Consider the following 25,890-nt stretch of genomic DNA (forward strand, 5'->3'; position numbering starts at 1 on the left):
CTCCTTAATCAATCATCGTAGTAAACGATCTTGTTCATGATCGAAAAGATAATGCCGACTGCAATAAGAACTATTGCGAAGTAGCTCCATGCCATCGCCGCCGAGAAACCGTACTTCCAGTCGTCCTGAACTGTGAGCACCTGCTCCATGACGACGTTGGTGGGGTCGGTGAATGTATCAATGATGGTGTAAACCAGGTTTACAAGGATCATAGGCGATACATAGGGAAGAGTGATCTTCCAGAAGAACTCCCATGAGGTAGCACCCTCGATGGCAGCTGCTTCCTTAGCAGATGTGGGGATACCCTGGAGGGCTGACAGGAAGATGATGATCTGGATACCGCACTTCCATACCAGGTTCAGGATGTCCGAAGTCATTGTCGAAAGCATTTCCGTGAGCTTGTCGTTGAAGCCGTAGATTCCCACGAACTCCAGCAGCTCATCTACCATGTCAGCGGAGAACATTGTGGAGAACTGGTCTGCATCTGCTGTTCCGCTGGTATCAAGGTTACCGGTGATGATAGCGTAAACGGGACCTGTCGCAATGATTACGGGCAGGAAGAAAACCGCTCTGGCAAAGGTACGGCCCTTGAACTTCTGGTTAATGATGATAGCAACGAACAGTGAGAAGATAATGATGATAGGTGTCTGCCAGAGGGTCTGACCCAGCACTGATACCAGATTTTTTCTGAAATCAGGGTCTGTCATGAATGCTCTCTTGTAGTTATCAAGTCCAAGAGGGCTCATAATGAGCTGTCCGACGTCGGGCTTTACATCATAAAAGGAATAGATGAAGGACTTGATAACGGGGATAATGAAGAATATGAGCGCTCCCACGAACCAGAGGGCGATGAAGCCATAGCCGTAAAGTCCTTTTTTCTTTTCATAGGAAAGGTTCAGTCCTCTCATAATCCGATGACCTCCTCTCCAATGTAATCAGCAAGGCTGTAGGTCTCATTGCCTGCCTTGACTGTGTTTTCAGCGAAGTTTACCACGGTGGTGTAGCCGTTGTCATATACAGTCTCGATCTCGTCTCCGTCCTCGGAGATGTTGTAGGAAACGATAGCTGCATCGGACGCAGGTGTGAGCACCTTGTCAGCAAGCTGATAAAGCTCGGAAGCTTCATTTACCCAGTTTGCGTAGTAAGCGTAGTAGTAGCAGTCAAGCTTGGTATCCTTCAGGTCACTTGCCTCGATTCCTACGAAGTCGAAGCTCAGGTTGCTGCCTGCGGCAAGGGAAGTAAGGATCTGCTTGGAGATATTCGCCTCGCTGTTTACTGCTGTGGAAGCGTAAGGAGTTACGCCGTGGAGCACCATCTGATAGAAGGGAATATCGTAATCGAACAGGTCGAACTTACTGGAGGATACGGGAACGTTTGTGAGGTAATCAGCATAAGGGAGAACGTACTCCGCAGGATTTTCCGCAAGAACGCTTCCGCTTGACTTTGCGCTGCTGTAGATATCGGTAACGATACCCTTAGCCATCTCACGGGAAACAGCCTTCTTGCCGTAGTCGCCGTAAATGGTGTTTGCAAGACTTCCGAATGCGAAGTTTGAAACTCCGTTCTTATTGTAGCTGCTGATGAGCTTTGTGAACGCCTTGTTGTAGGAAGCGGGAGTAAACAGCGAAAGCGGGCTGTAGTACTCGTTTGCGATACCGTGAGCCAGGTCGTAAACGGAGATCTGGGAATATGCGTTCGATACTCTGATGGAGGTATTTGTCATATTCCAGTAGCCGTTGCCTGTCTTGAACTGCTGGTTATCAACAGAGGGATAAAGCTTGATGTTGTTGGACTCAGCATAGCTCATAAGATCCTTGAACTTGCTCTTTCCGCCCAGCTTGGAGCAGGGGTCAAAGGAGTCTGTGATCTTCTCGCCGATATTGGTGCTTGAATACTTGTTGTAAGTAACGACCATATCGTCAACGCCGTTGGAGTTGAGAGTTTCGAGAATGTACTGAGCAGTTTCAAACTTTGTAACAGATTCCTTAACGGTAACGGGGAGACCTGCGATGGATTCCTTCTTGAGGGTTCCGCCGTAAAGGTCAACATACAGTGAGGAGGAATCGGTAAGATCCTTGTCCTCAACGCCCTTTTCCTTGATAAGGTAATCTCTGTACTTAGCGGCGATATCGGTGTAATCAACTTCCTCGCCGTTGTCGGAAACGGGATAATATCTTACTTCGATCTCGGGAATGAGGATTCCTCTCTTCTCAAATACCTTCAGGGGGTTGGATTCACCGCCCATGAGATATTCGTCTGAGGTTCTCAGCTCGAAATCAAAATATGTGGAGTTGTAGTCGGTGTTGTTCTGGTTTGATACGTAGCTGTTGATGGAAGCACAGGTATCGCCCTTTGAAGCAACTACCATCATTGCGCTGTCTCCCTTGACGATGCCGTACATGGGGAGATTTACGTTCTGGATAACTGCCTGCTTGGTGGTCTTTACGGCGGTGATATCTCTGCCGTAAACCTTGCCTGTGTATGTTTTAAGACCTGTCTTGCCGTTGTTGAAGTTGATGACCGCACCCGAACCGTCAGGTACAACGAAATAGCCGTCTTCATCAAGTCCTGCGGCACCGAAGGTGGTCATGAAAGCCAGATCTGTTACCAGCTGACCGTCAACAGTGGAAGGATTCTTCTCCTCGATAGCGGAGGTATCTACATACAGCTTGAGGTAATCCTCCTCAAGTGTGAGCTGAACGGGTATAGTGATACCGGGTCCTGCATAGGTGTATGTGATCTCAATTCCGTTGGGAATATCCTTCATCTTGAATTTGCCCTTTGCCTTGCTGGTCTGGACTGTGGTAGCACGGCTGGCAGGCTCGCCATAGATAAGAGTCATACCGGAAGCAAGCTCGTCCTTCTGGCTCTTCTTAGCGTTGGAGGTCTCAAGATCTACGGGGTTTGACCACCAGATCTTGCCTGTTTTAAGGTCCTCGAGAGCGATGGTTCCCTCGTCCTCATTCTTGTAAAGCTTGAGGTTGGAGTTGGAAGCGACCTCGGTCATGAGAGCCATAGCTTCTTCCTCGGTACGGGGAGTTTCCTCCTCTTCCGCATCGTCCTCTTCCTCCTCGGCCTCATCAGCGCTGTCGGCAGCTGATGTATCCTCCTCAGCGGGAGCTTCCTCAGAGTGAACGCCTGTCATGCCTGCTGAAACGATCATTGAAAAGCACAGCATATAAGCAAGGGTCTTTTTAACCTTTGAATTCATTATTTTCACCACTTTTCCTTTTTAGAACTATACTCTTAATCTGTAGGAAAGCTCCGTATAGATCGTGAATATGAAGATGAGTACCTGCTGGAACAATGTAAGAAGAAGTACGAGCAGGAACAGTACCAGTACCATTGCGACCAGTGTGAGCAGTATCAGCGCCAGTGTCTTGCCGAATGAGAACTGATGAACTGCTTTCATCGCCGAGATGAACAGAACAACTGTCCATGCCGTACCCACTATCTCAAACGCCTGAATGAAGATGTACTCGTCACGAATCAGGATATGAGAAAGAAGGGTTCCGATAAGTCTGCCGCATATGTACGGTATCAGCGAATACGCCGTTACGATGAAGATGTTTTTCATTGAGCCTTCGCCGTCAAACAGCGTACACATTGCCCAGTTGCACACAACGTACAGCAGGAATATGCCGAAGCTCTGGAAGATAAAAGGAACTATGTTGAAAATTTTGTCGTAGCTTGAGTAATACTGGAATCCGTACATTCTGCTGTACGCAAGAGCCTGAATGAACAGCAGGCAAACGATGCCGATGGCGATCTTCATAGATCCTGCCTTTTTCCATCTCAGGTCTTCAAATCCCTCAAAGGGGTGCATAACAACGTGCTTGACGAACTGACCCTGTGTAAGATCCAACATAACTTATGCACCTCTCCTTCTCTGCCACGGGAATGTGATTATTCCCTTTCTGCTAAGTGTTTTGAGAACCTTTACAGCAACGCAAACGATAATGATTATCAGGATAGCGGGAGTAAAGTACTTTTCAAGGACCTGACCTCTGTAGCCTTCGTAAGCTCTGTTGTATCTTACACGGCTGATGGAGATCTTGAAGTACTTCATAGCGTCCTTGTACTGCTCGGCATTCAGAAGAGCATTACCGATACCGATATATGCACGTCTGTAGTTGCCGTCGTACTTGATAACTGTGAGCCAAGGCTCATAGGATTCCTCGTAGTAGCCATCGTTGTAGAGGTTTGTTGCCTTTGTTACGATCTCGCCGAAAGCAGTGCGCTTGAAAACGGTGATGCTGTTCTTACGGGAATCGAGAACATAAAGCATATTGTCGTGGCTTTCGATAGCAGTTGCGCTTCTGAATGTGCCCAGCTGCTCGCCTGTGCCGCCCATAACGAACATCAGGTTAGCAAGCTTGTCATACTGGAAAATTCTGCCGTGAGCAAAATCCAGAATGTTCATCTCACCGTTGGGTCCGATGTCGATATCGGTAAGAGCGGACTCCTTGGTGTAGATGGAGTAGTAAGCGGGAGAGATATCACCGAAGGTAACATCATCTGCTGTGATAGCGGAAAGAATGTTCTGACCCTTGGGGTTGAGCTTCTTTACAGTATCGGTCTTGACATCGGAGGACTCGGTAACGGTGTAGATGAAGCCGTCGTCGTCGATATCAAAATTTGAGAAGCCTACAGGTGTTGTTTTTGTGGAACGTGCTCTCTGGGATTCTGTGGAAATGGTGTTCCAGAAAGCGTTCGCAATGATCTCGGAGGTAGCCTCAACTCGGTTCGCACCGAAGAAGCCGAGGAACTCGCCGTTGATGTCATACATTACAGAGCCCTTTGTTACAGACTTTACTACAATGTAAACATTTCCTGCCTTATCGACCGCAACCTTTTTGGGGTTGAAGGTAAGGTCCTGAGAATAGATCTCGGAAACAGGCTTTTCAAATATCCTGTCAACGTTTCCGTCCTTATCGGACTTGAGCACACGGCTGTTTTCGGTATCACACACATAAATGTAGCCTGTGTACTGGTCAACGAAAACGCCCTCGGGCTTTTTAAGGGTAAGCTCCTCACCATTGTAATGGAAGGTATCCATATAATTTACGAGATTGAAATCAAGGTCTGTCACCAGTATTCTGTTGTTGCCCTTATCGGCAATATACATAAGGTCGTCAGCGGATACGTACATATCAGCAGGTTCCTTGAGGCCAAGCAGTTCCTGCCATGAAGCCTTTTCGGCATTAAAGCCGTCCATTGCTTCGATGACCTCGGCAAGCCCGTTGATAGACTGTCCGTCAACAAAATATTCCGCAGTATATCCGACCTGTGATGCGACGGCATCGCCCCATCTGTCGTAGCTGTAAGGGTCATAGCTTTCAACGGCGCTTACGTTAGCTGCAAGCCCGCTTACGAGAATAGCTCCCGCTCCTGCGGCAGCAATCAGCTTTTTCAAGCCTGACATATCATCACCCTTTTCTTTAGTATTATCACGTCTCATGAAAGCTTAATCCTTCATACCTGCGTGAGCCATTGTTTCCATAACGTTTCTCTGAGCCAGAACGAATACCAGCAGAGGCGGAATCATCAGAACAACGGCGGAAGCCGCAATCGCACCCTGACGGGCAATACCGGCAGCGGCAATCTGCTGAACAACAACGGGAATGGTCTTGAGCGCTTCGTCATATACAAGACCGCCGCCCACTGTGTTCCATGCAGTCTGGAATTCAAAGATGATAATAGTCATAAGAGCAGGCTTACAGTTGGGCATTACGATTCCCCAGCAGATATGCATAAGACCTGCGCCGTCAACCTTTGCAGCCTCGATCATAGCGTCGGGGATGGAGGTCATGCTCTGTCTCATAAGGTAAAGACCCATAGACGTTGCAATGATAGGCAGGATAAGTGCGGAGTAGGTGTTGATCATGCCCAGTGTTGCCATTACGATGTACTGCATGATGTACAGAACGGTAGAGTTAAAGAGAAGTGCGATAACTACGATCTGGTTCAGAAGAGCATTTCCGGGGAATTTGCACTTTGAAAGTACAAAAGCGGCGGTCGATGCGAACAGAACGTGGAAGATGGTTGCAACAACAGTAACATATATACTATTGAATATGTTTCTGGAGAAAGGAACCCACGAATTGTTTGCGATCTTGAACAGATCCTTGAAGTTATCGAAGGTAGGATCCATAGCATAAAGCTTAGGAGGCATAAGGAATACTTCCTGTACGGGCTTGATGGAGTTTACGACTGCCAGATAAATGGGGAAAATCATAAACAGACCCGTGATGGTAAGGAGCAGGAAAATTCCAACATCGTTTTTCCAGGATTTTCCGACACGCTTGTTGGAACCCTTGGATCTCATCATTTTCTTGTGCTCTTTTTCTCTGCGCTTTCTCAGAGCTTCAAGAGCGGCTGCATTTTCCTCCGCCTGCAAAGCGGCAAGCTCGGAAGGTTTCAAATCTTTTCTTCTTTTCTTCATTTAACAGCTCACCCCTTTATCAGTCCATATACTTGCTGAGAAGCTTGCTTATGAGATTGTTGCAGACAAGCATTGCAATAAACAGCACAAAACATATTGCGGCGGAATAGCCCATCTCGTATCTTACCCAGCCGTAATCGTAAGCGTGGGTCATGATAGTATGTACCTTGTAGTCTGTTGAAGGGAAGCCTGCGAGGGTACGTCCAACGATATCAACAGTGAAGGAGGATACGATCTGCATAACTGCTGCGAACATAAGGGAAGGACCCATTGAAGGGATAGTTATGTAGATAAGTTCCTGCCAGCGGCTCTTGATGCCCTCGATAGCGCCGGCCTCATACATGGATTTGTCGATGCCCTGGAAACCTGCACGCATTGCAAGGAAGCCTGCGCCCATGGATACCCACAGCTGAACTACGATTACGCAGCCCAGAACGTAGTTACCATCGGTAAGCCACTGGATAGCGGAGGAGGTGAAGCCCAGCTCCATAAGGAATGCGTTGAGGTAACCGTACTGGTCGCCCGAGAAGATGAGCTGCCATACGAAGTAGATGTTACCTGCCATTGAAGGCGCATAGAATATCAGGGTGAAAAGTGTTTTAAGGGTGGGGTGCAGCTCATTTATGAGCCATGCAAGCAGGAAGCTCATCGCATAGCTGAGAGGTCCTGTAAAGATGGCGAAAATGAGGGTAGTTCTGATGGACTGAATGAAAACATCGTCCGCCAGGAACAGGGTGTAGAAATTCTGCAAGCCTACGAACTTAGGCGCACTTGCCATATCGAAATCGGTAAAGCCCATAGGGAGCGACATTATTACTGGGATAACGGTAAAGACAAGGAACAGGAGCATAAAGGGAAGAAGCATCAGATAGCACATATAGTTGCGCTTCATATCGTGCCATGTGTAATCGAGTCTTTCCTTGCGGCTCATTTTTCTCTCCGAAGGGAGCAGGATTTCTTTTTTAACGGTACTGTCAGCCAAAGTCAAGCCCTCCTTCTTTTATTCATCAAGACCGAGGTTCTTACGCTTACGTGTAATCTCGGCGTTGATATCCTTGTTATACCAGCGGAGCGTCTCACGGGCATTTTCGTTATCGTTAACAACGGAACGGAATGCGTTCATAATGCTTCGGGTAACAACATAGGAAGATGGTATGATAGGAATTTCATCAAGCTCATTGAGCTGAGCGTTGATCTTGGTAAGATCAGACTTGGACCAGTTGAGCTTCTGGAGAGCCTCAACGTTTGCGGACTCAAATCTTCCGAGAGGACCCATTACGCCCTCAACATTCTGACCGTAAGTGATCATTGTGTCTGTGGAAGTGAACCACTTGATGTACTCCCATGCACCCTCTACATTCTTGCAGTCCTTGAGGATAATGAAGCCTGAACCTGAGGAGTTAGCCGCATGAGAAATAGTTCCGTCCTCTCTGCGTGTACCGGGAACGGGGCAGAAATCCCACGCACCCTTGATCTCGGGAGCAGCAACATTCAGCTGATTGTAGAATGTGCAGTAGTTCTGGATCACGATGGGAGCCTCACCTGTTCTAAAACGGGAGAACGCATCGTAGGTCTGGTCGAACTTATAAGTAGTATAGAACTTGGTCCATGTATCGAATGCGTTAACTGCCTCAACGGAGTCGAAGGTAGTTTCGGTCTGCTCATCATTATAATAGTTGAGACCGGACTGGAGCATGAGCATTGCAAATGTGTGACCAACTTCGGTAGAAGGAGCAACGGCGTTACCGTTAACGTTTGCGGGAAGGATAAGACCGGGCTGCATATACTTTCTCTGGATAGCGGGAAGCATATCAATAAGGTCGTCCCAGGTCTCGGGAGGCTCGGTGATGCCTATTTCAGAAAGCACGTCCTTTCTGTAGAACATCATGGGGAAGGTACGGGTAATGGGAATGCCGTAGGTCTGGTTATCATATGTATAATGAACCATTGCGGTATCCTGGAATCTGCCCTTTACCTCATCAAAGCCGTCCAAATCGTCCAGAGGAACAAGGAGATTTCTGATAGCAAGGTTTACAGGGAATTCACCGCCGACGAACATTGCTACGTCAGGGCCCTTGCCTGCCAGAACTGCTTCCATGATAGTACCCTGAACCAGGTTGATGGAAACATCAATTCCATAGTTGGGAGTAAATTCAGATTCTGTAAGCTGCTTTACAACGGTTGTCTGGTCACGTCCGAGACCAACCCAAACAACAACGGACTCAGCAGTTGTATCCGAAAGAACGGTATAATCCTCAAAGAAGGAGCCGACGAAGCCCCGGATTCCGAAAGCAGCAGCCTTGAAGAAGTTTTCCTTAACGTTGCTGAACTCGGCAGTCTTGCCGCTTGCATCATAAGCGGGTGCGACTTCAATGTAATCGACTTCCAGAGGCTGATCTCTGTACTCACGCATCCAGGAGGATACGGAAGTGATGTTATCCTTCAGAGAAGAGTTGGAGATGTATGTAGGGATCTTGTTAGGCTTGTCAACGCATCTGTCAAGAACATCGGCAAGTCTTGCAAGAGCGGTAGCTTCCGAACCGGACTGCTGGGAAAGGTCCTCGATCTTAGCCTGCTCGGTTCTCAGTTCTACGGAAAGTCTTGCGCACGCTTCAAGCAGATCGGGGATCTCCTTGTGAACGTAGTAATCAGTGTACTTATCGGGGCTGGGACCGGTGATCATAAGGATCTGCATATAATACTGGTTAGCCTCGTAAACGATCTCGTCCAGACGCTGCATGGACTCGCCTATCTCACCGGGGATAGCCTCAAGAGCTATTGTATGAGTACCCTTTGTAAGATAAACATAAGCAGGCTCGCCTGTTGCATCATCTGTAGGATAGGACATTACCCAGTCGTTGGAGTAATCGAACTTTACCTGCTCGAAAGGCTCGGAGGGAACTTCGCCGTCAATATAAACACGGCGGTTGGAGTAAAGACCTCTCATAACGTCCTGACGACCCTTGATACCTATTTTATAGTATCCGTCCTCAGGAATTTCCATTTCCCATGTAACGATCTGACCTGATGTATCCCAGGTACCGTCGCCCACGGTATTATAGCGCTCCTTAACGGGGTCGGAAGGATCGCCGTTATGGTCTTCGGTAAGGTATGTACCTCTGTCATATGTGGGGAAAATTGTCTGAGAATTGGTGTAAATGTAATTTTCACCCTGTACCTTAACAGTCTCAGCACCTGCGTTTGCTCTCAGTTCTTCATCGGAAGGAGCGGTATAAGCCTCAGCAGGCTCATACTGATAAAGCTTGATGTAAGCGATAGCAACGGAAGCCTTTTCGGAATTAAGGCTTACGGTATGCTGACCCTCGTCAAAGTAGAAATAAAGAGGCTCGTTGTAAAGTCCGTCAGAATCCTTGAAGGAGGTTGTTACCCACATAGGTTCCTCGATCTGAGGAGGACGGGTTTCGTTTCCACGCTCGTTGGGAGCGATCTCGTAAGCAGACTTCCAGGTTCTTGGGAAGCTTACACGCATTGCAGTATCGAACGGAGTTTCGCCGTCGATGAGCACAGACATTTCGGAAGTGGTATTGCCGCCTGTGATGGGATAATAGCAAACCTCCATGTTGTATGCGCCTGCTGTAGTTACGTCAACAGTGAAGTCAAGTGTGCCGTCTTCGTTTGACCAGATAACGACATCGTCTTTGCCCTCGTATCTTCCGACTTCAACCTTAGCGTCGTCAGAACATGAAGAATACTGCAGAAAGACTTCGTCTCTCGGACGTACTTTGTCAGAAATTTCGGAGTAATAATCGCTGTACGTTTTTTGCTTGACGTATGTGATCTCAGGGAGTTCGTACTTTTCCGCCTCAGTTTGCAGAATTTCGTCAGCAGCTGACTCTGAATCGGCAAATGCTGTAAACGAAAAAGAAGTCATGCAGATCATCACAGCCATTACACCCGACAGGAGCCTTTTTAGACTTGTTTTCCTTGACAAAAGATAGACCACCTTTCGTATAAGAATAGGGACGCTTTGATATTATTTTATCAATATTATCACCGAGAGAAGCAAATGCTGTTATCAAGCTTTTGAGGCGCAACTTCCCCTTTTCGTGATACTTGTGCGAAAATTGCGTTAGCTTTATGGCAATTTGACAAAAAAATTCAGTGAGAACAATGAAAAACTATGGACCCGTATAATAATTATATCAAGTTGACTAATGGTTGTCAAGTAATGTTGTTGTTTTTTGTGTATATTTTGACCGACTTTTTTTGGTTAAATGCTCCAATTAAACGATTAAGTAATTGGTGCATTTTACGATTTGTATAATTTTCTGCACATATTATATCGTCAAAAACCAGATAATATGTACAAACAACATAAGCAGCAATGAAAAATTTGCCGGTCAACAAAAAAATTCCGCTCACAATTTCTTGTGAGCGGAATCTGATTACTTATTAAGTAACTTCAAGAAGTAAACTCCGTATGGAGATTAGCCTCTCTTCTTAGCTACTACAGCAGCTGCAGCAAGAGCTACAGGGATAACTGCGAGAGCTACAGAAGCGTTACCGGTTGCAGGAGAAGGAGCAGGAGCGGGAACTTCCTCAGCAGGAGCCTCGTCCTCAGCAGTATCATCAGCTACTACCTCGTCCTCAACAACTTCCTCGTCAGTAACTTCCTCGTCGTCAGAGATCTCGTCGCCTTCGCCGTCGATACCCTCGCCAGCGTCAACGTTCTCGTCGTCGCCTACTACTACAGTAAGGTTATCCCAGTACCAGTCAGCAGGAGTGTAGAGGAGCATAGAAGTAAGGAAGGTCTTAGCATCAGTGATCTTGCCTTCGTCGGTGATTGTTGCCCAGTCAAAGGTAAGAGTGTTGTTGCCCCAGTTGAACTTATCGGTGTCGTTGAGCTGCATTGTGATGCCGCTGTTTACAACGATAGCGCCGGTGAAGAGGTTGGTGCCCCAAGCAGAGGAGTAAGAACCGTACATATCGTAATCGTCAGTACCGAAGGAGCTGTAGGAATCACCAAGGTTGGTGTAGAGGTGCTGACCGAAGGTAGGATTGTACCAGTCATAAGAAGAAGTCTGGTAGCCATAAGCTCTGTCAGCTTCAACCCACTGCTGGAAGAGGTGAGACTTAGCGGTGGTAACATATCCATCGTAAGAAGTGAATGTGAAGGTTACGTTCTCGTGGTTAGCGATAGCGTCGTTGATAACTGCTACAGGCTTGGTGTAGTAGTTGCCGCCTGCCTTACGAGCAGTAAGAGCGTTTACTACGTTAGCGGGAGCGTTAAGAGTGGACTTCATGGGGTAGATCTTATCAGAAAGATCGCCCTGTGTGAAAGCGGAAACAGCTACGGAAGTAGGAGCCTGCATGATCTGGTGATCGGAAGTGATGAGGCTCTTGCCGTTGTTGATGAAGATCTCAGCAGTGAGGGTCTTCTCAACGTATGCATCGCCGCCGAGAGCGCCGATTACAGCTGCTGCATCCCAGCTCCAAGCATTGGAACCGTTAACGATAACCTGTGCAGGAACCTTGTAAGTCATCTTAGCAGTGAGAGCCTGGAAGCCATACTCACCAGCGTTTGCAGTGTAGCCAAGGGAGCCGAGCTCGTAGTTAGCCATGGGGAGAGAACCAGCAACGTTGCCGAGAGATACAGGCATGTTGAAGGACTTCTTGCCATCGCCGAGATCGCTGGTTACGTGAGAACCATCGGTCTTAGCAGCATCAGCAGTCCAAGAAATGGTAACAGGAGCACCCTGGTCGCCGGTAGCAACATTCTTGATAGGTGTAGCAGTTACCTGGAAATCAGACATACCGCCGATTACGGAAGTGTCGTTAGGATATGCCTTGTAGCACTGAGCTACCTGAGCGCAAACGATTGCGTTGTCAAGGCCAAAAGTGATGTAGGACTTAGCATCAGCAGAGTTAAGCTCATCGTTAACAGCCTTAGATACGGAATAGTAAGCGTTGGTGTTGGAAGCAGCGTAGTTAGCAACAACGGTTACCTTAGAGGTAACGGAAGTGTCCTGTACGTACTTCTTAAGGTCATAAGTAAGGGAAATAGTATCCTGATCAGCGGATACAGTTGCAGCCATTGCAGATACGGCCATTGCGCCAGCCATTACGCCAGCAATTGACTTTTTCATGTTCATGAAAAATTCCTCCTTGTTTTGTTTTGGTTTTCTTTATTTATTTCCAAATATGTATGGAAATCAAATATATGGTGATACTGTGCTTCTGCTCACGTTGTATCACGCTATTATTGTACCACTTGCGGGCGTTCATGTCAATGTACATATACAACAAAATTGCCAAAGCCTTTTTATCTTTAATGCACACTTTTTGCCCAAAAAGAGCGGATTTTGCGAATGTTTCCGGGTTTTATCACCCGAAGCCCACCGGCTTTTCGCCCGACCCTTCCGTGGTCTGTATAATACTATACATCATTTCACAAGCAATTTCAATATCCTTAATGCACAAATTTAAAATTTGTTTTTAAAGCTCTTTTATAAAAAATATTTAAAAACTGCCCATATTTTTCATTTTGGATCAATAGTTCAGTCCGCTGTTGTTAAGCGCTGCCACCATTATCTCGTATCTCAGCTTGTCCTTGCATTCGGGCTTTGCCATATAATCGACTATCTGCTCGCACAGAAGCATCATATTGGCGCTTCTGCCCTCAAGCTTGAAATTTTCGAAGCCCATGGGAACATATTTTCCGTAAAGCAGGTCGGGCGTAACTCTCAGGGGATATTCCTTTCCGCCGTATGGGTCAAACTTTCTCCACTCGCACTCCCACTCCTTTATGCCGTATCTCCGGCAGATGTCGGGAGTAAGGGCAGGGTACTGCTTTGATATGCCGAGCTTTTCCAGCTGCATCTTTCCGATGTACTCGTAATGCGCCTTTCTGCGTGGACAGCCTGCCACACAGACAGGGTTTGAAAGTATCTCGCAGCGTTTTCTTTCCTCGGGTGTGAGCTTCTCCAGCTCCTCAAAATTATTGTTAAAGTTGTAGTCCAGCACTACAAGGCTGTAGTCCTTTGCCAGCTCCGCCTTTACATCATTCATATCCCTGATGCACTTGCAGGTAGAGCTTGTGACCTTCATATTGGGGTGGGTCTGCCTGATGTATTTTTCCAGCACAGGCGAGAAAACTATGACCTCGTTCATGCCGTTGTCCGCAATTTCAAGAGCGGTGTTGCAGTCGGGATCGTCCAGATATTCCTCGGTGATGAAAGGGTTTGTAAAGGTAAATCTGTAAGGTATCCCCCTCTGGTTATATGCGTCGATGACAGCCTTTGCCCTGTCGGGATAAAACCTGCCAAGTATCATTCTTCCGCCGTTCCAGATAAGGGGCATACTGCCGAAAAATGAAGCTATTTTCACATTTTCCCTGAAAAGCTCGGGATACTGTGAAAGTGCGTCAGCCAAAGCAATATTCAGGCTGACTGTGCTTGTGGCCTCAGCCACGTGGAAACCTGCCATTATATCATTCCTTTCGGTCATATTCCAAATAATCTTTCCGCATTCTGCGCCGTGATCTCAGCCGCTTCGTCACGGGTGACGCCCATAAGCTCCGCAAATGCACCCAGCGTATAAACGATATTTCCGCTGTCATTGCGTTTTCCCCTGTTGGGCTCGGGAGCCATGTAAGGGCAGTCCGTCTCAACAAGAAGCCTGTCATGGGGAATAGATGAAAGGGCATTTTTTGCCTTTTTGGAATTTTTAAAGGTAACAACGCCCGTAAAGCCGATGTACATACCCAGCGAGATTATCTCACGGGCAGTCTCGGCTGAGCCGGAAAAGCAGTGTACAACGCCCTTGGGACGGTATTTCCTCAGCAGCGCCATGGTATCCTCCCAGGCGTCACGGGTGTGAATCACCACAGGGAGACCCACCTCCGCCGCCAGCTTCAACTGCTCTTCAAATGTGGATCTCTGAACTTCACGGTCATGATTTTCATAGTGGTAGTCAAGCCCTATCTCGCCCACAGCCACTACTTTTTTATTGCCGCAAAGCTTTTTTATTTCGTCAAGCCTGTCCGTTTCATCGGCACTGTCAGGGTGAAGTCCCACAGCCGCAAATATCTTGGAATATTTTTCAGCCAGCGCCACAGAGGTGTATGAGCTTTTCACCGAACAGCCGATGTTCACTATCTTGTCGATATCGCCCGCAAAAAGCCTGTCAAGCAGCTCATAGCGGTCGCTTTCAAAAGCGTCATCGTCATAATGAGCGTGAGAATCTATTATCCTCATTTCCCCGCCCCCTTTTTGCGCACCGAGAAGCCGAAGTCGCCCAGCTTTCGTCCCAGAGCAAAATATTCGCCGTGAGAATATGCCATAAGCCCCGCCTGCTGGAGATTTATCTTGCCCTTGCTGTCAACATACCGTTCGTCCACGCTCATTCCCGTGATAACCGCAATAAACATGGTGTGGCTGCCAAGGTCATTGGCAATTCTCACCTTGCATTCCAGCGAAACGGGACACTGAAGTATCACGGGGCAGTCAACGGTCTGTGCCTTTTCGGTCTCAAAGTGACATTTTGTGAATTTATCAAGCTTTGCGCCGCTTTTCATGCCGCACAGGTCAGTTTCTCTTGCCATTTTCGAGGTGGTAAGGTTGATGACAAACTCCCCCGTCTCCTTTATAATAGCATAGGAATGGCGCTCGGGACGTATGGAAACATACGCCATAGGGGGACGTGTGTTTACGATACCTGTCCACGCCGCCGTAAGGACATTTCTGCCGTCGCCGCTGCCGCAGGTCACCAGAGCCGCAGGAAGAGGCGCCATGAGAGTTCCGCCCTTGAAATACTGCCTGCCCATATCACTTTCCCTCCATGAGCCTGTGCATATCGGCAATAAGCGCAGCTATATCATCATCTTTGTAGGAAGCGCCGTTCCATATCTCGTGTGCCACAGCCGCCTGCCATACCAGCATAGCCATGCCGCCGCAGGTCTTTATGCCGTACTTTTCGGCGATCTGCATGATCTTTGTGCGCTCGGGATTGTAGATAACGTCAAAAACAAAGCCGCAGTTTGCGATAACATCTTCACTTACAGGGCAGTCATCGTTGTGAGGAAACATTCCAACGGGAGAAGCATTCACCAACACATCATAGCTGCCTGTGATGTCCTCGGGGTGGACTACCGTTATTTTTGCATCAATATTGTTTTCCTTTGCGTAGTCAAACACAGGCTGAACCTTGCTTTCGGAGCCGTTTCGCACGGCAACCGTCAGCTCTGCCCCATGTCTCACAGCCTCAATAGCTATCATTCTGCCAACGCCGCCGCAGCCTATCTGCAATACCCTGCCGTGAAGCCCTGAGCCTGCCGCTTCAAGGGAGCGCAGGAAACCGTCGCAGTCGGTGTTGTAGCCAATGTGCTTACCGTCCTTTTTCACAACGCAGTTGACGGAATCATAGCGTTTTGCCGAATCTCCCAATTCGTCCAGATACTTTATTATCTCCACCTTGTGGGGAATGGTCACGTTGAAGCCGTCCAGCGCCATAAGGTCATCTATCCTGCAAGGCAGCTCTTCCGATGAATATTCTTTCAGCTCATAATTCGTTCCGTCAAGCCCGTCCAGTTCAAAAAGCCTTTTGTGAATGGGCGGGGACATGGTGTGCTTCAGGGGATATCCCAAAAGACCGTAGCGCTTCATCTGAAAATCTTCCTTTCGTTTTTCCGCACTATTATAATAGTATATGCCATTTTCACTCAAAACTGTCAGAATATACTATATATAGTATATTCTGACAGTCAATTATCAACCTATGACCTTTGCCAGTGTGTCAGCGTCCTGAACGTTCATTGCGTTAACGCCCTTGAGAGTCTTCTTTACAAGACCTGTAAGCACCTTTCCGGGACCGCACTCGATGAAAGTATCATAGCCGTTCTCGCTGAGATATGCAAGCTCCGAGGTGAATTTTACGGGAGATACGATATGCAGCGCCAGTCTTTCGGGCATATTGTCGATGCTGTCAAGAACTGTGCCCGAAATGTTGGAAAGCATAGTTATCTCGGGAGTTTTGAAGGAGATCTGCTCCGCTGCGGGCTTGAACTCGTCAGCTGCGCCCTGCATGAGCTTTGAATGGAAAGCAGCCGCAACATTCAGTCTGATAGCCCTTGCGCCTGCCGCAGCAAGTGTATCGGCAGCAGCCTGAGCAGCAGCCTCTTCGCCTGCAATAACTGTCTGAACGGAGGAGTTGTAGTTTACGGGAACAACGTAGCCCTCGGTCTCAGCGCATACCTTTTCAATATCTGCTGGAGTGCTGCCGATGATGGCAAACATAGCTCCGCTGCTGTTTTCCGCAGCCTTCTGCATTGCAAGGCTCCTTGCCTTGATGAGCTTGAAGCCGTCGGTGCGTGATACCATTCCCGTATATACCATAGCCGCATATTCGCCCAAAGAATGACCTGCCGCAGCTGTAGCTGTGATGCCGTTTATTCTGAGAGCCTCCGCAGCGCAGAGGGAAACTGCCATGATAGCAGGCTGAGAAATTGCAGTCTGAGCCAGCTCCTCAGCAGGAGCGTTTGCACACTTGTCGTAAAGGTCGAAGCCGAGTATCTCGCTTGCCTCGTCAAATATCTTTTTAAGCTCGGGATATGCCTCAACAAGAGAAACGCCCATGCCTGCGTACTGTGAACCCTGTCCGGAGAACAGGAAAGCTGTTTTTTCAGGTGACATAAAAATAACCTCCGATATTTTATACAAAGCGTATATTTGACTTGATTATTCCCAATCGTACAAACTTTCGCCGTAACACACAAAAAATCACAGGCAAACTTAGGCACACCTTACAGTCCAAGATTATAAAATTTCAAAAATGACAAAATATCTGTTGACAAGCACTGTAAAAATATATTACAATATATAGTGTATCGTATTGCACGGGAATAATGCCATAAATCTATAATAACATATTTGTTCCGAAATTACAATACGCAAAAGGCTATCTTTAACAATTTTCCCGAGGAAGTATGCTTCCGCAGAACAAATTCCCGAAAGGATGAGCAATATAATGAGCGGTATCAATATTCTTTCAACAGGAGCCTACACTCCGCTGCTTGACATCACAAACGACGATATGTCCAAGATCGTCGAGACAAACGACGAATGGATCAGAACACGCACAGGAATAAGCCACAGGCGCATCGCCAACGGCGAGCCTACATGGTATATGGGTTCCATGGCAGCAAAGCAGGCTGTTGAAAGAGCAGGCATCGACCCCAAGGATATCGGTCTTATCATCGACAGCACGATCACAGGCGATTTCGTGACACCTTCCATGGCGTGCCTGGTCCAGAGAGAAATTGGCGCAGTGAATGCTGCCGCATTTGACCTTAACGCTGCCTGCTCAGGCTTCGTATATGCCGTTGACACAGCGCACAGGTTCCTCGCTACAGACGACAGCCTGAAATATGTGCTGGTAGTATCAAACGAGAAGCTTTCCTATATCACAAACTACAGCGACCGCTCCTCCTGCATTCTTTTCGGCGACGGCGCAGCAGCAGTGCTCCTTGAGCGCTCCGACAAGATGTTCACCAGCTGGCTGGGCGCAGACGGTACAGGTGCAAAGTTCCTTTACGCAAAGGCATCTCATCCCGATAATCCTTTCATGACCGAGGACAGATTTACCATTGACGACCAGACCGACCCTGCCATCACTCACACAGGCATCGTTCAGGACGGCAAGGAAGTATATAAATTCGCCACAAAGGCGCTCCCCACAGCTGCAAAGAACGCAGCTGACAAGATAGGTCTTGATGTTACAAGCATCGACCTGTTTATCCCCCATCAGGCAAATATCAGAATAATCGAGACTGCCGCAAAGAACCTTGGCGTAAGCATGGACAAGTTCTTCACCGACATCGACCTCCACGGCAACACCTCCAGCGCATCTATCCCCGTTGCCCTCAACGACGCAGTTGAAAGAGGCGTGCTCAAGCGTGGGGACAAGCTTTGTCTGGTAGGCTTCGGCGCAGGTCTTACAATGGGCTCGGTAATCACAGAATACTGATATATATATACATCTTCAAAAACGGAGGAAAACCTAATGGAAAACAGAGTAACAAAGCTTCTGGGTATAAAGTATCCCCTTCTTCAGGGCGGCATGGCATGGATAGCTGAAAGCAGCCTTGCTTCCGCTGTTTCAAACGCAGGAGGCGCAGGCATCATCGCAGGCGGTTCCGCTCCCATCGACTACCTTAGAAGCGAGATAAGAAAGTGCAAGGAGCTTACCGACAAGCCCTTCGGCGTGAACATCATGCTCATGTCCCCCAATGCCGATGACCTTGCAAAGTTGGTAATTGAAGAGGGCGTTTCTTTCGTTACCACAGGCGCAGGCAACCCCGGCAAGTACATTGCCGACTGGAAAGCCGCAGGAATAAAGGTAATTCCCGTAGTTCCCTCCGTCGCACTGGCTAAGAGACTTGAAAGAATAGGCGCTGACGCTGTTATCGCAGAGGGCACCGAGTCAGGCGGACACATCGGTCAGAACACTACCATGTGTCTCGTTCCCCAGGTAGTTGACGCTGTGCAGATACCCGTTATCGCAGCAGGCGGAATTGCCGACGGCAGAGGAATGGCAGCTTCCTTTATGCTGGGCGCAGAGGGCGTTCAGATAGGAACACGCTTCCTTGCTTCCGAGGAATGCAAGATACACGAAAACTACAAGAATGCAGTCGTAAAGGCAAAGGACACCGACAATGCCATCACAGGCTTCTATTCGGGAAGCCCCTGCCGCTGCATCAAGAGCAAATATACCAAGGTCCTTCAGGATATGGAGAAAAAGGCTGCTCCTCCCGAGGACTTTGAAGCTCTTACAGTAGGCTCTCTCAGAAAGGCTGTCGTTGACGGCAACACAGACGAGGGCTCAATGCTCTGCGGCCTTATTGCAGGTATGATAAACGACGTTAAGCCCTGCGCAGAAATAGTGAACGACATTGTTTCCCAGGCAGGCAAGCTTCTGAACGTTCAGTTCTGAGCTGAATAATTTTCCTGAAAAATGTCAATAGAATAATTACGGAGGATAATATAATGGCAAAAACAGCTTTGATAACAGGCTCATCAAGAGGAATAGGCGCAGCCATTGCCCTGAGACTTGCAAAGGACGGCATGAACATTGCTTTCAACGACCTTAACATGACCATGTTTGAAAACAACGATATCGTTGACAAGGTAAAGGCTCTGGGCGTTGAGGCAGAGATATTCTGCGCAGACGTTTCCAAGTACGACCAGTGCGAGCAGATGGTAAGGGACGTAAAGGCACGCTTCGGCTCCATCGACGTTCTGGTAAACAACGCAGGCATCACAAGAGACGGTCTTATGGCAAGAATGTCCGAAGAGCAGTACGACATGGTAATTGCAGTTAATCAGAAGAGCGTATTCAACATGATGAAGCTTGTGGGCAACGTTATGCTCCGCCAGAAGAGCGGTCATATCATCAGCCTTGCTTCCGTAACAGGACTGTACGGAAATCCCGGTCAGATAAACTATGCCGCTTCCAAGGGCGCTATCATCTCCATGACAAAGACAGTTGCCAAAGAGCTTGGTTCCAGAGGGATCACCTGCAACGCAGTAGCTCCCGGCTTTATCCACACCCCCATGACCGACAAGCTTACCGATGAGCAGAAGAACGCTATGCTCAATCAGATCGCTATGAAGCGCTACGGCGAGCCTGAGGAGATCGCAAGCGTGGTATCCTTCCTTGCTTCCGAGGATTCCTCTTATGTAACAGGTCAGGTCATTGAGATCTCAGGCGGACTTTCAATGTAAGAAAGGACAGGTATCATATGAAAAGAGTAGTAGTTACGGGAATGGGAATAGTTTCCCCCCTGGGCAACACAGTAGAAGAATTCTGGAACAATATCAAGGCTAACAAGCTTGGTTTTTCCTATATAAACGACATCACCAGCGAGAATTTTGATGTAAAGATCGCTGCCACCGTCAACGACTTTTCTCCCGAAAAGCGCCTTGACAAGAAGGAAGCAAAGAGAATGGACCGCTTCACTCAGTTTGCAGTCACCGCAGCTCTCGAGGCTATTGATGACGCAGGCACAAAGTTTGAGGACATCGACCCATTCCGTGCAGGCGTTATCGCCGGCGTAGGCATCGGCGGTCTTAACCTTACAAATCAGGAACATTCCAAGTATCTGGAAAAAGGCCCCGACAGAATTTCCGTTTTCTTCATTCCCATGATGATAGGAAATATGGCAGCAGGTACTATTTCCATGAAGACAGGCTTCAAGGGCGCAAACTTCTGCACCACCACAGCCTGCGCATCTTCCACCCACGCCATTGGCGAGGCTTTCAGAAAGATAAAGGACGGCTACCTTGATGTCTGCATCGCAGGCGGCGCTGAGGCGTGCGTAAGCGAATTTGCACTGGGCGGCTTCAACAATATGAAGGCTCTTACCCGTTCCGATGACCTTACCAGATGCTCCATTCCTTTCGACAAGGAAAGAAACGGCTTTGTTCTGGGCGAGGGCAGCGGTATGCTGGTGCTTGAAGAGCTTGAGCACGCAAAGGCAAGAGGCGCAAAGATATATGCTGAAATCGCTGGCTACGGCGCAACAGGCGACGCATATCATATGACAAGCCCCTCCCCCACAGGCGAGGCAGCAGCAGCAGGCATGAGACTGGCTTATGAAGAAGCGGGTCTGAAGCCTGAGGATATTGACTATATCAACGCTCACGGAACCTCTACAGGTCTTAACGACAAGTACGAGACCACCGCTATCAAGCTGGCTCTGGGCGAGGAAGCTGCAAGAAAGGTAGCTATCAACTCCACCAAGTCCATGACAGGTCATCTTCTGGGCGCAGCAGGAAGCGTTGAAGCCATCGTTACCGCTCTTTCCTGCCACGAGGACTTTATCCACGCAACAGTGGGCTACAAGGTTCCCGACCCCGAGTGCGATCTTGACTACTGTGTTGAGGGCAACAGAAATACCACTGTCAATGCCGCTCTCACAAACAGCCTGGGCTTCGGCGGCCACAATGCTACTCTGTGCCTGAAGAAATACACAGGCTAACTGCGAAAGGACTGATAACAATGGGAAAGCTTCCCTTTGACCTGGAAATAAAAGACATCTCCGCACTGGCGGATCTTATAAACGACAAGGACCTGGGAGAGATCCTGCTTGAGGACAAGACAAACGGCGCAAAGCTGGTAATAAAGGGCAAGTGCCCTCCCCCTCCCATGCCTATGGGCGCTCCCGCATTCGCAGCACCTGTTGGCACACCCGCACCCGCTCCTGAGGCTGCTCCCGAAAAGAAGGAGAAGAAGATAGACGGCACTGTGGTAAAGGCTCCTATCGTGGGCACATATTACTCCTCCCCCTCACCCGACAAGCCAGCTTTCGTAACAGTAGGCAAGAAGGTAAAGAAGGGCGACGTTATCATGATAATCGAGTCCATGAAGATAATGAACGAGATACCCAGCCCCTGCGACGGCGAGGTCAAGGAGATCATGGCTCAGAACGGTCAGGCTGTGGAATATGACGAGCCTGTAATGATAATCGGCTGAGGAGGAAAATAATATGCTTATGAACAAAGAACAGATCATGGAAATAATCCCCCATCGTGACCCGTTCCTGCTTATCGACGAGATCGAGGAGCTGGAGCCGGGAAAGCGTGTGGTGGCATACAAGAATATGACCCCCGATGAATTCTGGTTCAAGGGTCACTTCCCCGATTATCCCGTAGTTCCCGGAGTTCTCATGGTCGAGATGATGGCTCAGGCAGGCTGCGCAGCAATGCTCACCCTCCCCGAAAACAAGGGAAAGATCGGCTTCTTCGGCGGCATCAAGGAAGCAAAGTTCCGCCGCCAGGTAGTTCCGGGCGACAGACTGAAGATCGAGGTCGAGATAATCAAGGTAAAGGGTCCCATCGGCGTTGGCAAGGGCCTGTGCACCGTTAACGGCGAAAAGGCCGTATCCGCCGAGATCACATTTGCAATAAAGTAACCGAAAGGCTCTGAATAAAATGTTTAAAAAGGTTCTTATAGCAAACCGAGGCGAAATAGCCGTAAGAATAATCCGTGCCTGCCGAGAGCTGGGCATACATACCGTCACGGTCTATTCCACCGCAGATAAGCACGCACTTCACGCAAAGATCGCCGACGAGGCTGTGTGCATAGGTCCTGCCGCCACAAAGGACAGCTACCTTAACGCTGCCGCAATAATCGAAGCGTGCAAGATGACAGGCGCAGAGGCAGTTCACCCCGGCTTCGGATTTTTGTCCGAGAATGCCGATTTTGCCGAGCTGTGCCTTAAAAACAATATAGTTTTCATCGGCCCCCGCCCCGAATCAATCAGAATGCTGGGCGACAAGGCTGCCGCCAAGGAGACCATGAAGGCTGCGGGCGTTCCCGTTATCCCAGGCTCCGACGGAGCAGTTCCCGATATGGAAGCCGCAAAGAAGCTCTGCAAAGAGATAGGCTGCCCCCTTATGGTAAAGGCATCGGCAGGCGGCGGCGGACGTGGAATACGTCTGGTAGAGCACCCCGAAGACCTTGAAGCGGCTATCACCGCAGCAAAGCAGGAAGCCCTGAACTTCTTCGGAAACGATGAGGTTTATATGGAAAAGTTCATCGTGAACCCCAAGCACATCGAGGTGCAGATACTGGCGGACAGCTACGGCAACACCGTTTATCTGGGCGAGCGTGACTGCTCCATGCAGCGACGCAACCAGAAGGTGCTGGAGGAAACTCCCTCACCTATCATGACACCCGAGCTGAGAGCTAAAATGGGCAAGGCTGCCGTTGCGGCAGCAAAGGCCTGCGGATATACAAATGCAGGAACCATCGAGTTCCTCGTTGACGCTGACAGGAATTTCTATTTCATGGAGATGAACACCCGTATCCAGGTAGAGCACCCCATTACCGAAGCTGTTACGGGCATCGACCTTGTAAAGCAGCAGATACTTATCGCAAACGGCGAAAAGCTGCCCTTTGCACAGGAGGATATCACCATCAGAGGCCATGCAATAGAGTGCAGAATAAATGCGGAAAATCCCGCACTTAACTTCCGTCCCAGCCCCGGTCAGATAACCGCTCTCCATATCCCCGGAGGTCCCGGCATAAGAGTGGACAGCTCCGCATATCAGGGCTACACCATTCCCCCCTACTATGACAGCATGATAGCAAAGCTCATAGTTCACGCCCCTACCAGAGAAGAGGCTATCGCCAAGATGAAATGGGCGCTTGCCGAGTTCATCGTTGACGGCGTTGACACAAATATTGATTTCCAGCTTTCCCTTATAAGAGACAGCTTGTTTGAAAAGGGAACCTATGATATAGGATATCTCGGAAGAAAGCTTTCGGGAAAATAAAGTTGAATTGAGGCGAAAAACTTGTTAGAGGATTTGTTTAAGGTCGTCACTGCCCGCTTCAACAGCGAGGACGGGGATAAGATCAAGGAAGAGACCCCTGCGGAAAAGCTCTTCAAATGCCCCAGATGCTCCGCATCATGCGATTACGATGAGCTTGAAAAGAATATGTGGGTATGCCCCTCCTGCGGATATCACGGCAGAATGAACGCCGCAGACCGCCTTGCCATAACCGCCGACAGCGGCAGCTTTGTTGAGTACGACAAGGGTATGACAAGCCTTAACCCAATAGATTTCCCCGATTATCAGGAGAAGATAAGCTCTCTGCGTGAAAAGACAGGTCTGAACGAGGCTGTCATCACAGGCGAATGCACCATAAAGGGCGAGCGCTGCATCATCGGCATAATGGACTCCCACTTTATGATGGCTTCCATGGGAAGCGTCGTGGGTGAGAAGATAACCCGTGCCTTTGAAAGAGCTGCTGAGAAAAAGCTCCCCCTCATTCTCTTCACCGCTTCGGGCGGCGCAAGAATGCAGGAGGGTCTGGTCTCTCTTATGCAGATGGCAAAGACCAGCGGTGCTGCCGCACGTCTGTCACAGGCAGGCGGTCTTTACATCACAGTGATCACCGACCCCACCACAGGCGGCGTAACTGCGTCATTCGCTTCTTTGGGCGATATAATCATCGCCGAGCCAAAAGTGCTTATAGGCTTTGCGGGCAGAAGAGTTATCGAGGGCACCATAAAGCAGCGGCTCCCCGAGGACTTCCAGTCCGCCGAGTTCATGCTTGAAAACGGTTTTGTGGATATGATAACGGAAAGAAAGAATATGCGCCACACCTTAGCGCACCTTATCCGTCTCCATAAGTCCTACACTCCCGATGGAAAGGATGTCACCAATGGCTGAGGAAAATATCATAAACGAGCTTACCCCATATGACCGCCTTGAAATAATCCGCCACAAGAATCGCCCCACTATCAGGGACTATCTTCCTCTTATCTTCACCGACTTTTATGAGATGCACGGCGACAGGCTCTTCGGAGACGATGGCGCCATTCTCGGAGGCGTGGGAAGATTTCAGGGAATGCCCGTTACCGTCATTTCAGAGGTAAAGGGCCGTGACATTTTTGAAAACAAGGCTTCAAACTTTGCAATGCCCCACCCCGAGGGCTACAGAAAGGCTCTGAGACTGGCAAGACAGGCGGAGAAATTCCACCGCCCCGTTATCTGCTTCATAGATACCTCAGGCGCATTCTGCGGCGTGGCTGCTGAAAAGCGTGGTCAGGGTGAAGCAATAGCAAGGAACCTTGCCGAGTTCATGACCCTCAGAACTCCCGTTATCTCCGTTATACTGGGAGAGGGCGGCAGCGGCGGAGCACTTGCTCTGGGCGTGTGCGACGAGCTGGCAATGATGGAGAACGCCATCTATTCGGTAATTTCACCAAGAGGCTTTGCTTCCATTCTCTGGAAGGACTCCTCCCGTGAAAAGGAAGCCTGCAATATCATGCGCATAACCGCTGAGGACGCCGTTAAGCTGGGCGTTGCGGAGGAGATAATCCCCGAGCCTCAGGGCGGCGCTCACACCGATCCCGAGACAGCTGCCGAAAATATCAGTGAATTTTTGGCAAAATCGCTGAACAGTAAAATCAATAAAGATATTGACCTTTTGCTGAATGAACGATATAATAAGTTTAGAAAAATCGGCGCCTTTACCGAGGACTGATTTTTACCAAGCCGTAAGGACAATTTTGTCTTTATATAAAAATACACAAGGAGGAAATTCAAATGGTATTCGATAAGGTTAAGGAACTCATCGCAGAGCAGCTCGACGTTGACGCTGATACTGTTACCGTTACATCCAACATTCAGGACGATCTCGGCGCAGATTCCCTGGACGTTGTTGACCTCGTTATGTCCCTCGAAGAAGAGTTCGACATGGAGATCCCCGATGAAGCAGTTGCAAATATCAAGACTGTAGGCGATATCGTTAAGTACATCGAGGACAATCAGTAATTCCGATGAACACGAGAATTAAAAGGACTGTGGTATAAAGCTGCCGCAGTCCTTTTTTTATAATTTTATCAGTGCATATTTTATACCAAAAATGGGCGCAGTTAAATAACTGCGCCCACTGTGCAAATAGATCGGAACAAA

At 48.7% G+C, this 25,890-nt stretch carries 23 protein-coding genes; 10 read left to right on the forward strand and 13 right to left on the reverse strand.

The window, feature by feature from the left end; genetic code table 11:
- Positions 1-8: 8 nt before the first annotated feature.
- From OCV68_RS07320 to fabD, 13 genes are all read right to left on the reverse strand, one after another.
- On the reverse strand, positions 9-908 hold the full coding sequence (locus OCV68_RS07320) for a carbohydrate ABC transporter permease (protein ID WP_262571824.1): 900 nt from the start codon (positions 906-908) through the stop codon (positions 9-11).
- Positions 905-3,211: a DUF5696 domain-containing protein gene (locus OCV68_RS07325; protein WP_262571825.1), complete on the reverse strand. Its 2,307-nt coding sequence runs from the start codon at positions 3,209-3,211 to the stop codon at positions 905-907. Before OCV68_RS07325 ends, OCV68_RS07320 begins: the two co-directional genes overlap by 4 nt.
- A gap of 27 nt (positions 3,212-3,238) precedes the next feature.
- Positions 3,239-3,868: a Yip1 family protein gene (locus tag OCV68_RS07330; RefSeq protein WP_262571828.1), complete on the reverse strand. Its 630-nt coding sequence runs from the start codon at positions 3,866-3,868 to the stop codon at positions 3,239-3,241.
- A 3-nt stretch (positions 3,869-3,871) separates the two neighbouring features.
- Positions 3,872-5,461 (reverse strand): NHL repeat-containing protein, encoded by a 1,590-nt coding sequence (locus OCV68_RS07335; protein WP_262571830.1) that lies wholly within the window; start codon positions 5,459-5,461, stop codon positions 3,872-3,874.
- Positions 5,462-5,467: 6 nt separating this feature from the next.
- Positions 5,468-6,445, reverse strand: coding sequence for a carbohydrate ABC transporter permease (locus OCV68_RS07340; RefSeq protein ID WP_022474114.1), 978 nt, complete (start codon positions 6,443-6,445; stop codon positions 5,468-5,470).
- 19 nt (positions 6,446-6,464) lie between these two features.
- Entirely contained in the window at positions 6,465-7,427 is a 963-nt protein-coding gene (locus OCV68_RS07345; RefSeq protein WP_022474115.1) for a carbohydrate ABC transporter permease, read from the reverse strand.
- 18 nt (positions 7,428-7,445) lie between these two features.
- A complete protein-coding gene (locus OCV68_RS07350) occupies positions 7,446-10,397 on the reverse strand; it encodes an extracellular solute-binding protein (RefSeq protein WP_147622690.1) in 2,952 nt (983 codons plus the stop codon).
- A 496-nt stretch (positions 10,398-10,893) separates the two neighbouring features.
- Entirely contained in the window at positions 10,894-12,552 is a 1,659-nt protein-coding gene (locus tag OCV68_RS07355; RefSeq protein WP_262571833.1) for a hypothetical protein, read from the reverse strand.
- A 403-nt stretch (positions 12,553-12,955) separates the two neighbouring features.
- A complete protein-coding gene (locus OCV68_RS07360) occupies positions 12,956-13,891 on the reverse strand; it encodes a hypothetical protein (protein ID WP_022474118.1) in 936 nt (311 codons plus the stop codon).
- Between the two features lie 17 nt (positions 13,892-13,908).
- Complete coding sequence (locus OCV68_RS07365) at positions 13,909-14,661, reverse strand: TatD family hydrolase (protein ID WP_262571835.1); 753 nt, start codon at positions 14,659-14,661, stop codon at positions 13,909-13,911.
- Positions 14,658-15,230, reverse strand: a complete 573-nt coding sequence (locus OCV68_RS07370; RefSeq protein WP_262571837.1) for a flavin reductase family protein — start codon at positions 15,228-15,230, stop codon at positions 14,658-14,660. Before OCV68_RS07370 ends, OCV68_RS07365 begins: the two co-directional genes overlap by 4 nt.
- A gap of 1 nt (position 15,231) precedes the next feature.
- A complete protein-coding gene (locus tag OCV68_RS07375; RefSeq protein ID WP_262571839.1) occupies positions 15,232-16,068 on the reverse strand; it encodes a shikimate dehydrogenase family protein in 837 nt (278 codons plus the stop codon).
- A 105-nt stretch (positions 16,069-16,173) separates the two neighbouring features.
- Positions 16,174-17,094: an ACP S-malonyltransferase gene (gene fabD, locus OCV68_RS07380; protein ID WP_262571841.1), complete on the reverse strand. Its 921-nt coding sequence runs from the start codon at positions 17,092-17,094 to the stop codon at positions 16,174-16,176.
- A 334-nt stretch (positions 17,095-17,428) separates the two neighbouring features.
- On the opposite strand from fabD, the gene OCV68_RS07385 reads away from it, so the two are divergent.
- The 10 genes from OCV68_RS07385 (at position 17,429) to acpP (ending at position 25,749) form a co-directional block, all read left to right on the forward strand.
- Entirely contained in the window at positions 17,429-18,427 is a 999-nt protein-coding gene (locus OCV68_RS07385) for a beta-ketoacyl-ACP synthase III (RefSeq protein WP_262571843.1), read from the forward strand.
- A 36-nt stretch (positions 18,428-18,463) separates the two neighbouring features.
- Positions 18,464-19,393, forward strand: coding sequence for an enoyl-[acyl-carrier-protein] reductase FabK (fabK, locus tag OCV68_RS07390; protein ID WP_022474124.1), 930 nt, complete (start codon positions 18,464-18,466; stop codon positions 19,391-19,393).
- Positions 19,394-19,446: 53 nt separating this feature from the next.
- Positions 19,447-20,184: a 3-oxoacyl-[acyl-carrier-protein] reductase gene (gene fabG, locus OCV68_RS07395; RefSeq protein WP_022474125.1), complete on the forward strand. Its 738-nt coding sequence runs from the start codon at positions 19,447-19,449 to the stop codon at positions 20,182-20,184.
- Positions 20,185-20,201: 17 nt separating this feature from the next.
- On the forward strand, positions 20,202-21,440 hold the full coding sequence (gene fabF / locus OCV68_RS07400; RefSeq protein WP_022474126.1) for a beta-ketoacyl-ACP synthase II: 1,239 nt from the start codon (positions 20,202-20,204) through the stop codon (positions 21,438-21,440).
- 20 nt (positions 21,441-21,460) lie between these two features.
- Complete coding sequence (gene accB, locus OCV68_RS07405) at positions 21,461-21,934, forward strand: acetyl-CoA carboxylase biotin carboxyl carrier protein (protein ID WP_262571846.1); 474 nt, start codon at positions 21,461-21,463, stop codon at positions 21,932-21,934.
- A gap of 13 nt (positions 21,935-21,947) precedes the next feature.
- Positions 21,948-22,373 carry a 3-hydroxyacyl-ACP dehydratase FabZ gene (gene fabZ, locus OCV68_RS07410; protein WP_262571848.1) on the forward strand — a complete coding sequence of 142 codons (426 nt, stop codon included), beginning with the start codon at positions 21,948-21,950 and terminating at the stop codon, positions 22,371-22,373.
- A 19-nt stretch (positions 22,374-22,392) separates the two neighbouring features.
- A complete protein-coding gene (locus OCV68_RS07415) occupies positions 22,393-23,739 on the forward strand; it encodes an acetyl-CoA carboxylase biotin carboxylase subunit (RefSeq protein ID WP_262571850.1) in 1,347 nt (448 codons plus the stop codon).
- Between the two features lie 21 nt (positions 23,740-23,760).
- The gene (accD, locus tag OCV68_RS07420) at positions 23,761-24,642 is read left to right on the forward strand and encodes an acetyl-CoA carboxylase, carboxyltransferase subunit beta (protein WP_394803502.1); all 882 of its coding nucleotides are present in this window, start codon (positions 23,761-23,763) and stop codon (positions 24,640-24,642) included.
- Entirely contained in the window at positions 24,635-25,459 is an 825-nt protein-coding gene (locus OCV68_RS07425) for an acetyl-CoA carboxylase carboxyltransferase subunit alpha (protein WP_022474131.1), read from the forward strand. The genes accD and OCV68_RS07425 overlap by 8 nt, the downstream gene beginning before the upstream one ends.
- A gap of 62 nt (positions 25,460-25,521) precedes the next feature.
- The gene (gene acpP, locus OCV68_RS07430; RefSeq protein ID WP_022474132.1) at positions 25,522-25,749 is read left to right on the forward strand and encodes an acyl carrier protein; all 228 of its coding nucleotides are present in this window, start codon (positions 25,522-25,524) and stop codon (positions 25,747-25,749) included.
- Positions 25,750-25,890 lie beyond the last annotated feature (141 nt).

The sequence above is a fragment of the Huintestinicola butyrica genome (assembly GCF_025567215.1).
Classification (GTDB): domain Bacteria; phylum Bacillota; class Clostridia; order Oscillospirales; family Ruminococcaceae; genus Huintestinicola; species Huintestinicola butyrica.

What these genes read in the sequence shown, in the direction of transcription:
- OCV68_RS07320 (WP_262571824.1), bottom strand. Translation starts at nt 908, where the DNA reads ATGAGAGGACTGAACCTTTCCTATGAAAAGAAAAAAGGACTTTACGGC.
- OCV68_RS07325 (WP_262571825.1), bottom strand. Translation starts at nt 3,211, where the DNA reads ATGAATTCAAAGGTTAAAAAGACCCTTGCTTATATGCTGTGCTTTTCA.
- OCV68_RS07330 (WP_262571828.1), bottom strand. Translation starts at nt 3,868, where the DNA reads ATGTTGGATCTTACACAGGGTCAGTTCGTCAAGCACGTTGTTATGCAC.
- OCV68_RS07335 (WP_262571830.1), bottom strand. Translation starts at nt 5,461, where the DNA reads ATGAGACGTGATAATACTAAAGAAAAGGGTGATGATATGTCAGGCTTG.
- OCV68_RS07340 (WP_022474114.1), bottom strand. Translation starts at nt 6,445, where the DNA reads ATGAAGAAAAGAAGAAAAGATTTGAAACCTTCCGAGCTTGCCGCTTTG.
- OCV68_RS07355 (WP_262571833.1), bottom strand. Translation starts at nt 12,552, where the DNA reads ATGAAAAAGTCAATTGCTGGCGTAATGGCTGGCGCAATGGCCGTATCT.
- OCV68_RS07360 (WP_022474118.1), bottom strand. Translation starts at nt 13,891, where the DNA reads ATGGCAGGTTTCCACGTGGCTGAGGCCACAAGCACAGTCAGCCTGAAT.
- OCV68_RS07365 (WP_262571835.1), bottom strand. Translation starts at nt 14,661, where the DNA reads ATGAGGATAATAGATTCTCACGCTCATTATGACGATGACGCTTTTGAA.
- OCV68_RS07370 (WP_262571837.1), bottom strand. Translation starts at nt 15,230, where the DNA reads ATGGGCAGGCAGTATTTCAAGGGCGGAACTCTCATGGCGCCTCTTCCT.
- OCV68_RS07375 (WP_262571839.1), bottom strand. Translation starts at nt 16,068, where the DNA reads ATGAAGCGCTACGGTCTTTTGGGATATCCCCTGAAGCACACCATGTCC.
- fabD (WP_262571841.1), bottom strand. Translation starts at nt 17,094, where the DNA reads ATGTCACCTGAAAAAACAGCTTTCCTGTTCTCCGGACAGGGTTCACAG.
- OCV68_RS07385 (WP_262571843.1), top strand. Translation starts at nt 17,429, where the DNA reads ATGAGCGGTATCAATATTCTTTCAACAGGAGCCTACACTCCGCTGCTT.
- fabK (WP_022474124.1), top strand. Translation starts at nt 18,464, where the DNA reads ATGGAAAACAGAGTAACAAAGCTTCTGGGTATAAAGTATCCCCTTCTT.
- fabG (WP_022474125.1), top strand. Translation starts at nt 19,447, where the DNA reads ATGGCAAAAACAGCTTTGATAACAGGCTCATCAAGAGGAATAGGCGCA.
- fabF (WP_022474126.1), top strand. Translation starts at nt 20,202, where the DNA reads ATGAAAAGAGTAGTAGTTACGGGAATGGGAATAGTTTCCCCCCTGGGC.
- accB (WP_262571846.1), top strand. Translation starts at nt 21,461, where the DNA reads ATGGGAAAGCTTCCCTTTGACCTGGAAATAAAAGACATCTCCGCACTG.
- fabZ (WP_262571848.1), top strand. Translation starts at nt 21,948, where the DNA reads ATGCTTATGAACAAAGAACAGATCATGGAAATAATCCCCCATCGTGAC.
- OCV68_RS07415 (WP_262571850.1), top strand. Translation starts at nt 22,393, where the DNA reads ATGTTTAAAAAGGTTCTTATAGCAAACCGAGGCGAAATAGCCGTAAGA.
- OCV68_RS07425 (WP_022474131.1), top strand. Translation starts at nt 24,635, where the DNA reads ATGGCTGAGGAAAATATCATAAACGAGCTTACCCCATATGACCGCCTT.
- acpP (WP_022474132.1), top strand. Translation starts at nt 25,522, where the DNA reads ATGGTATTCGATAAGGTTAAGGAACTCATCGCAGAGCAGCTCGACGTT.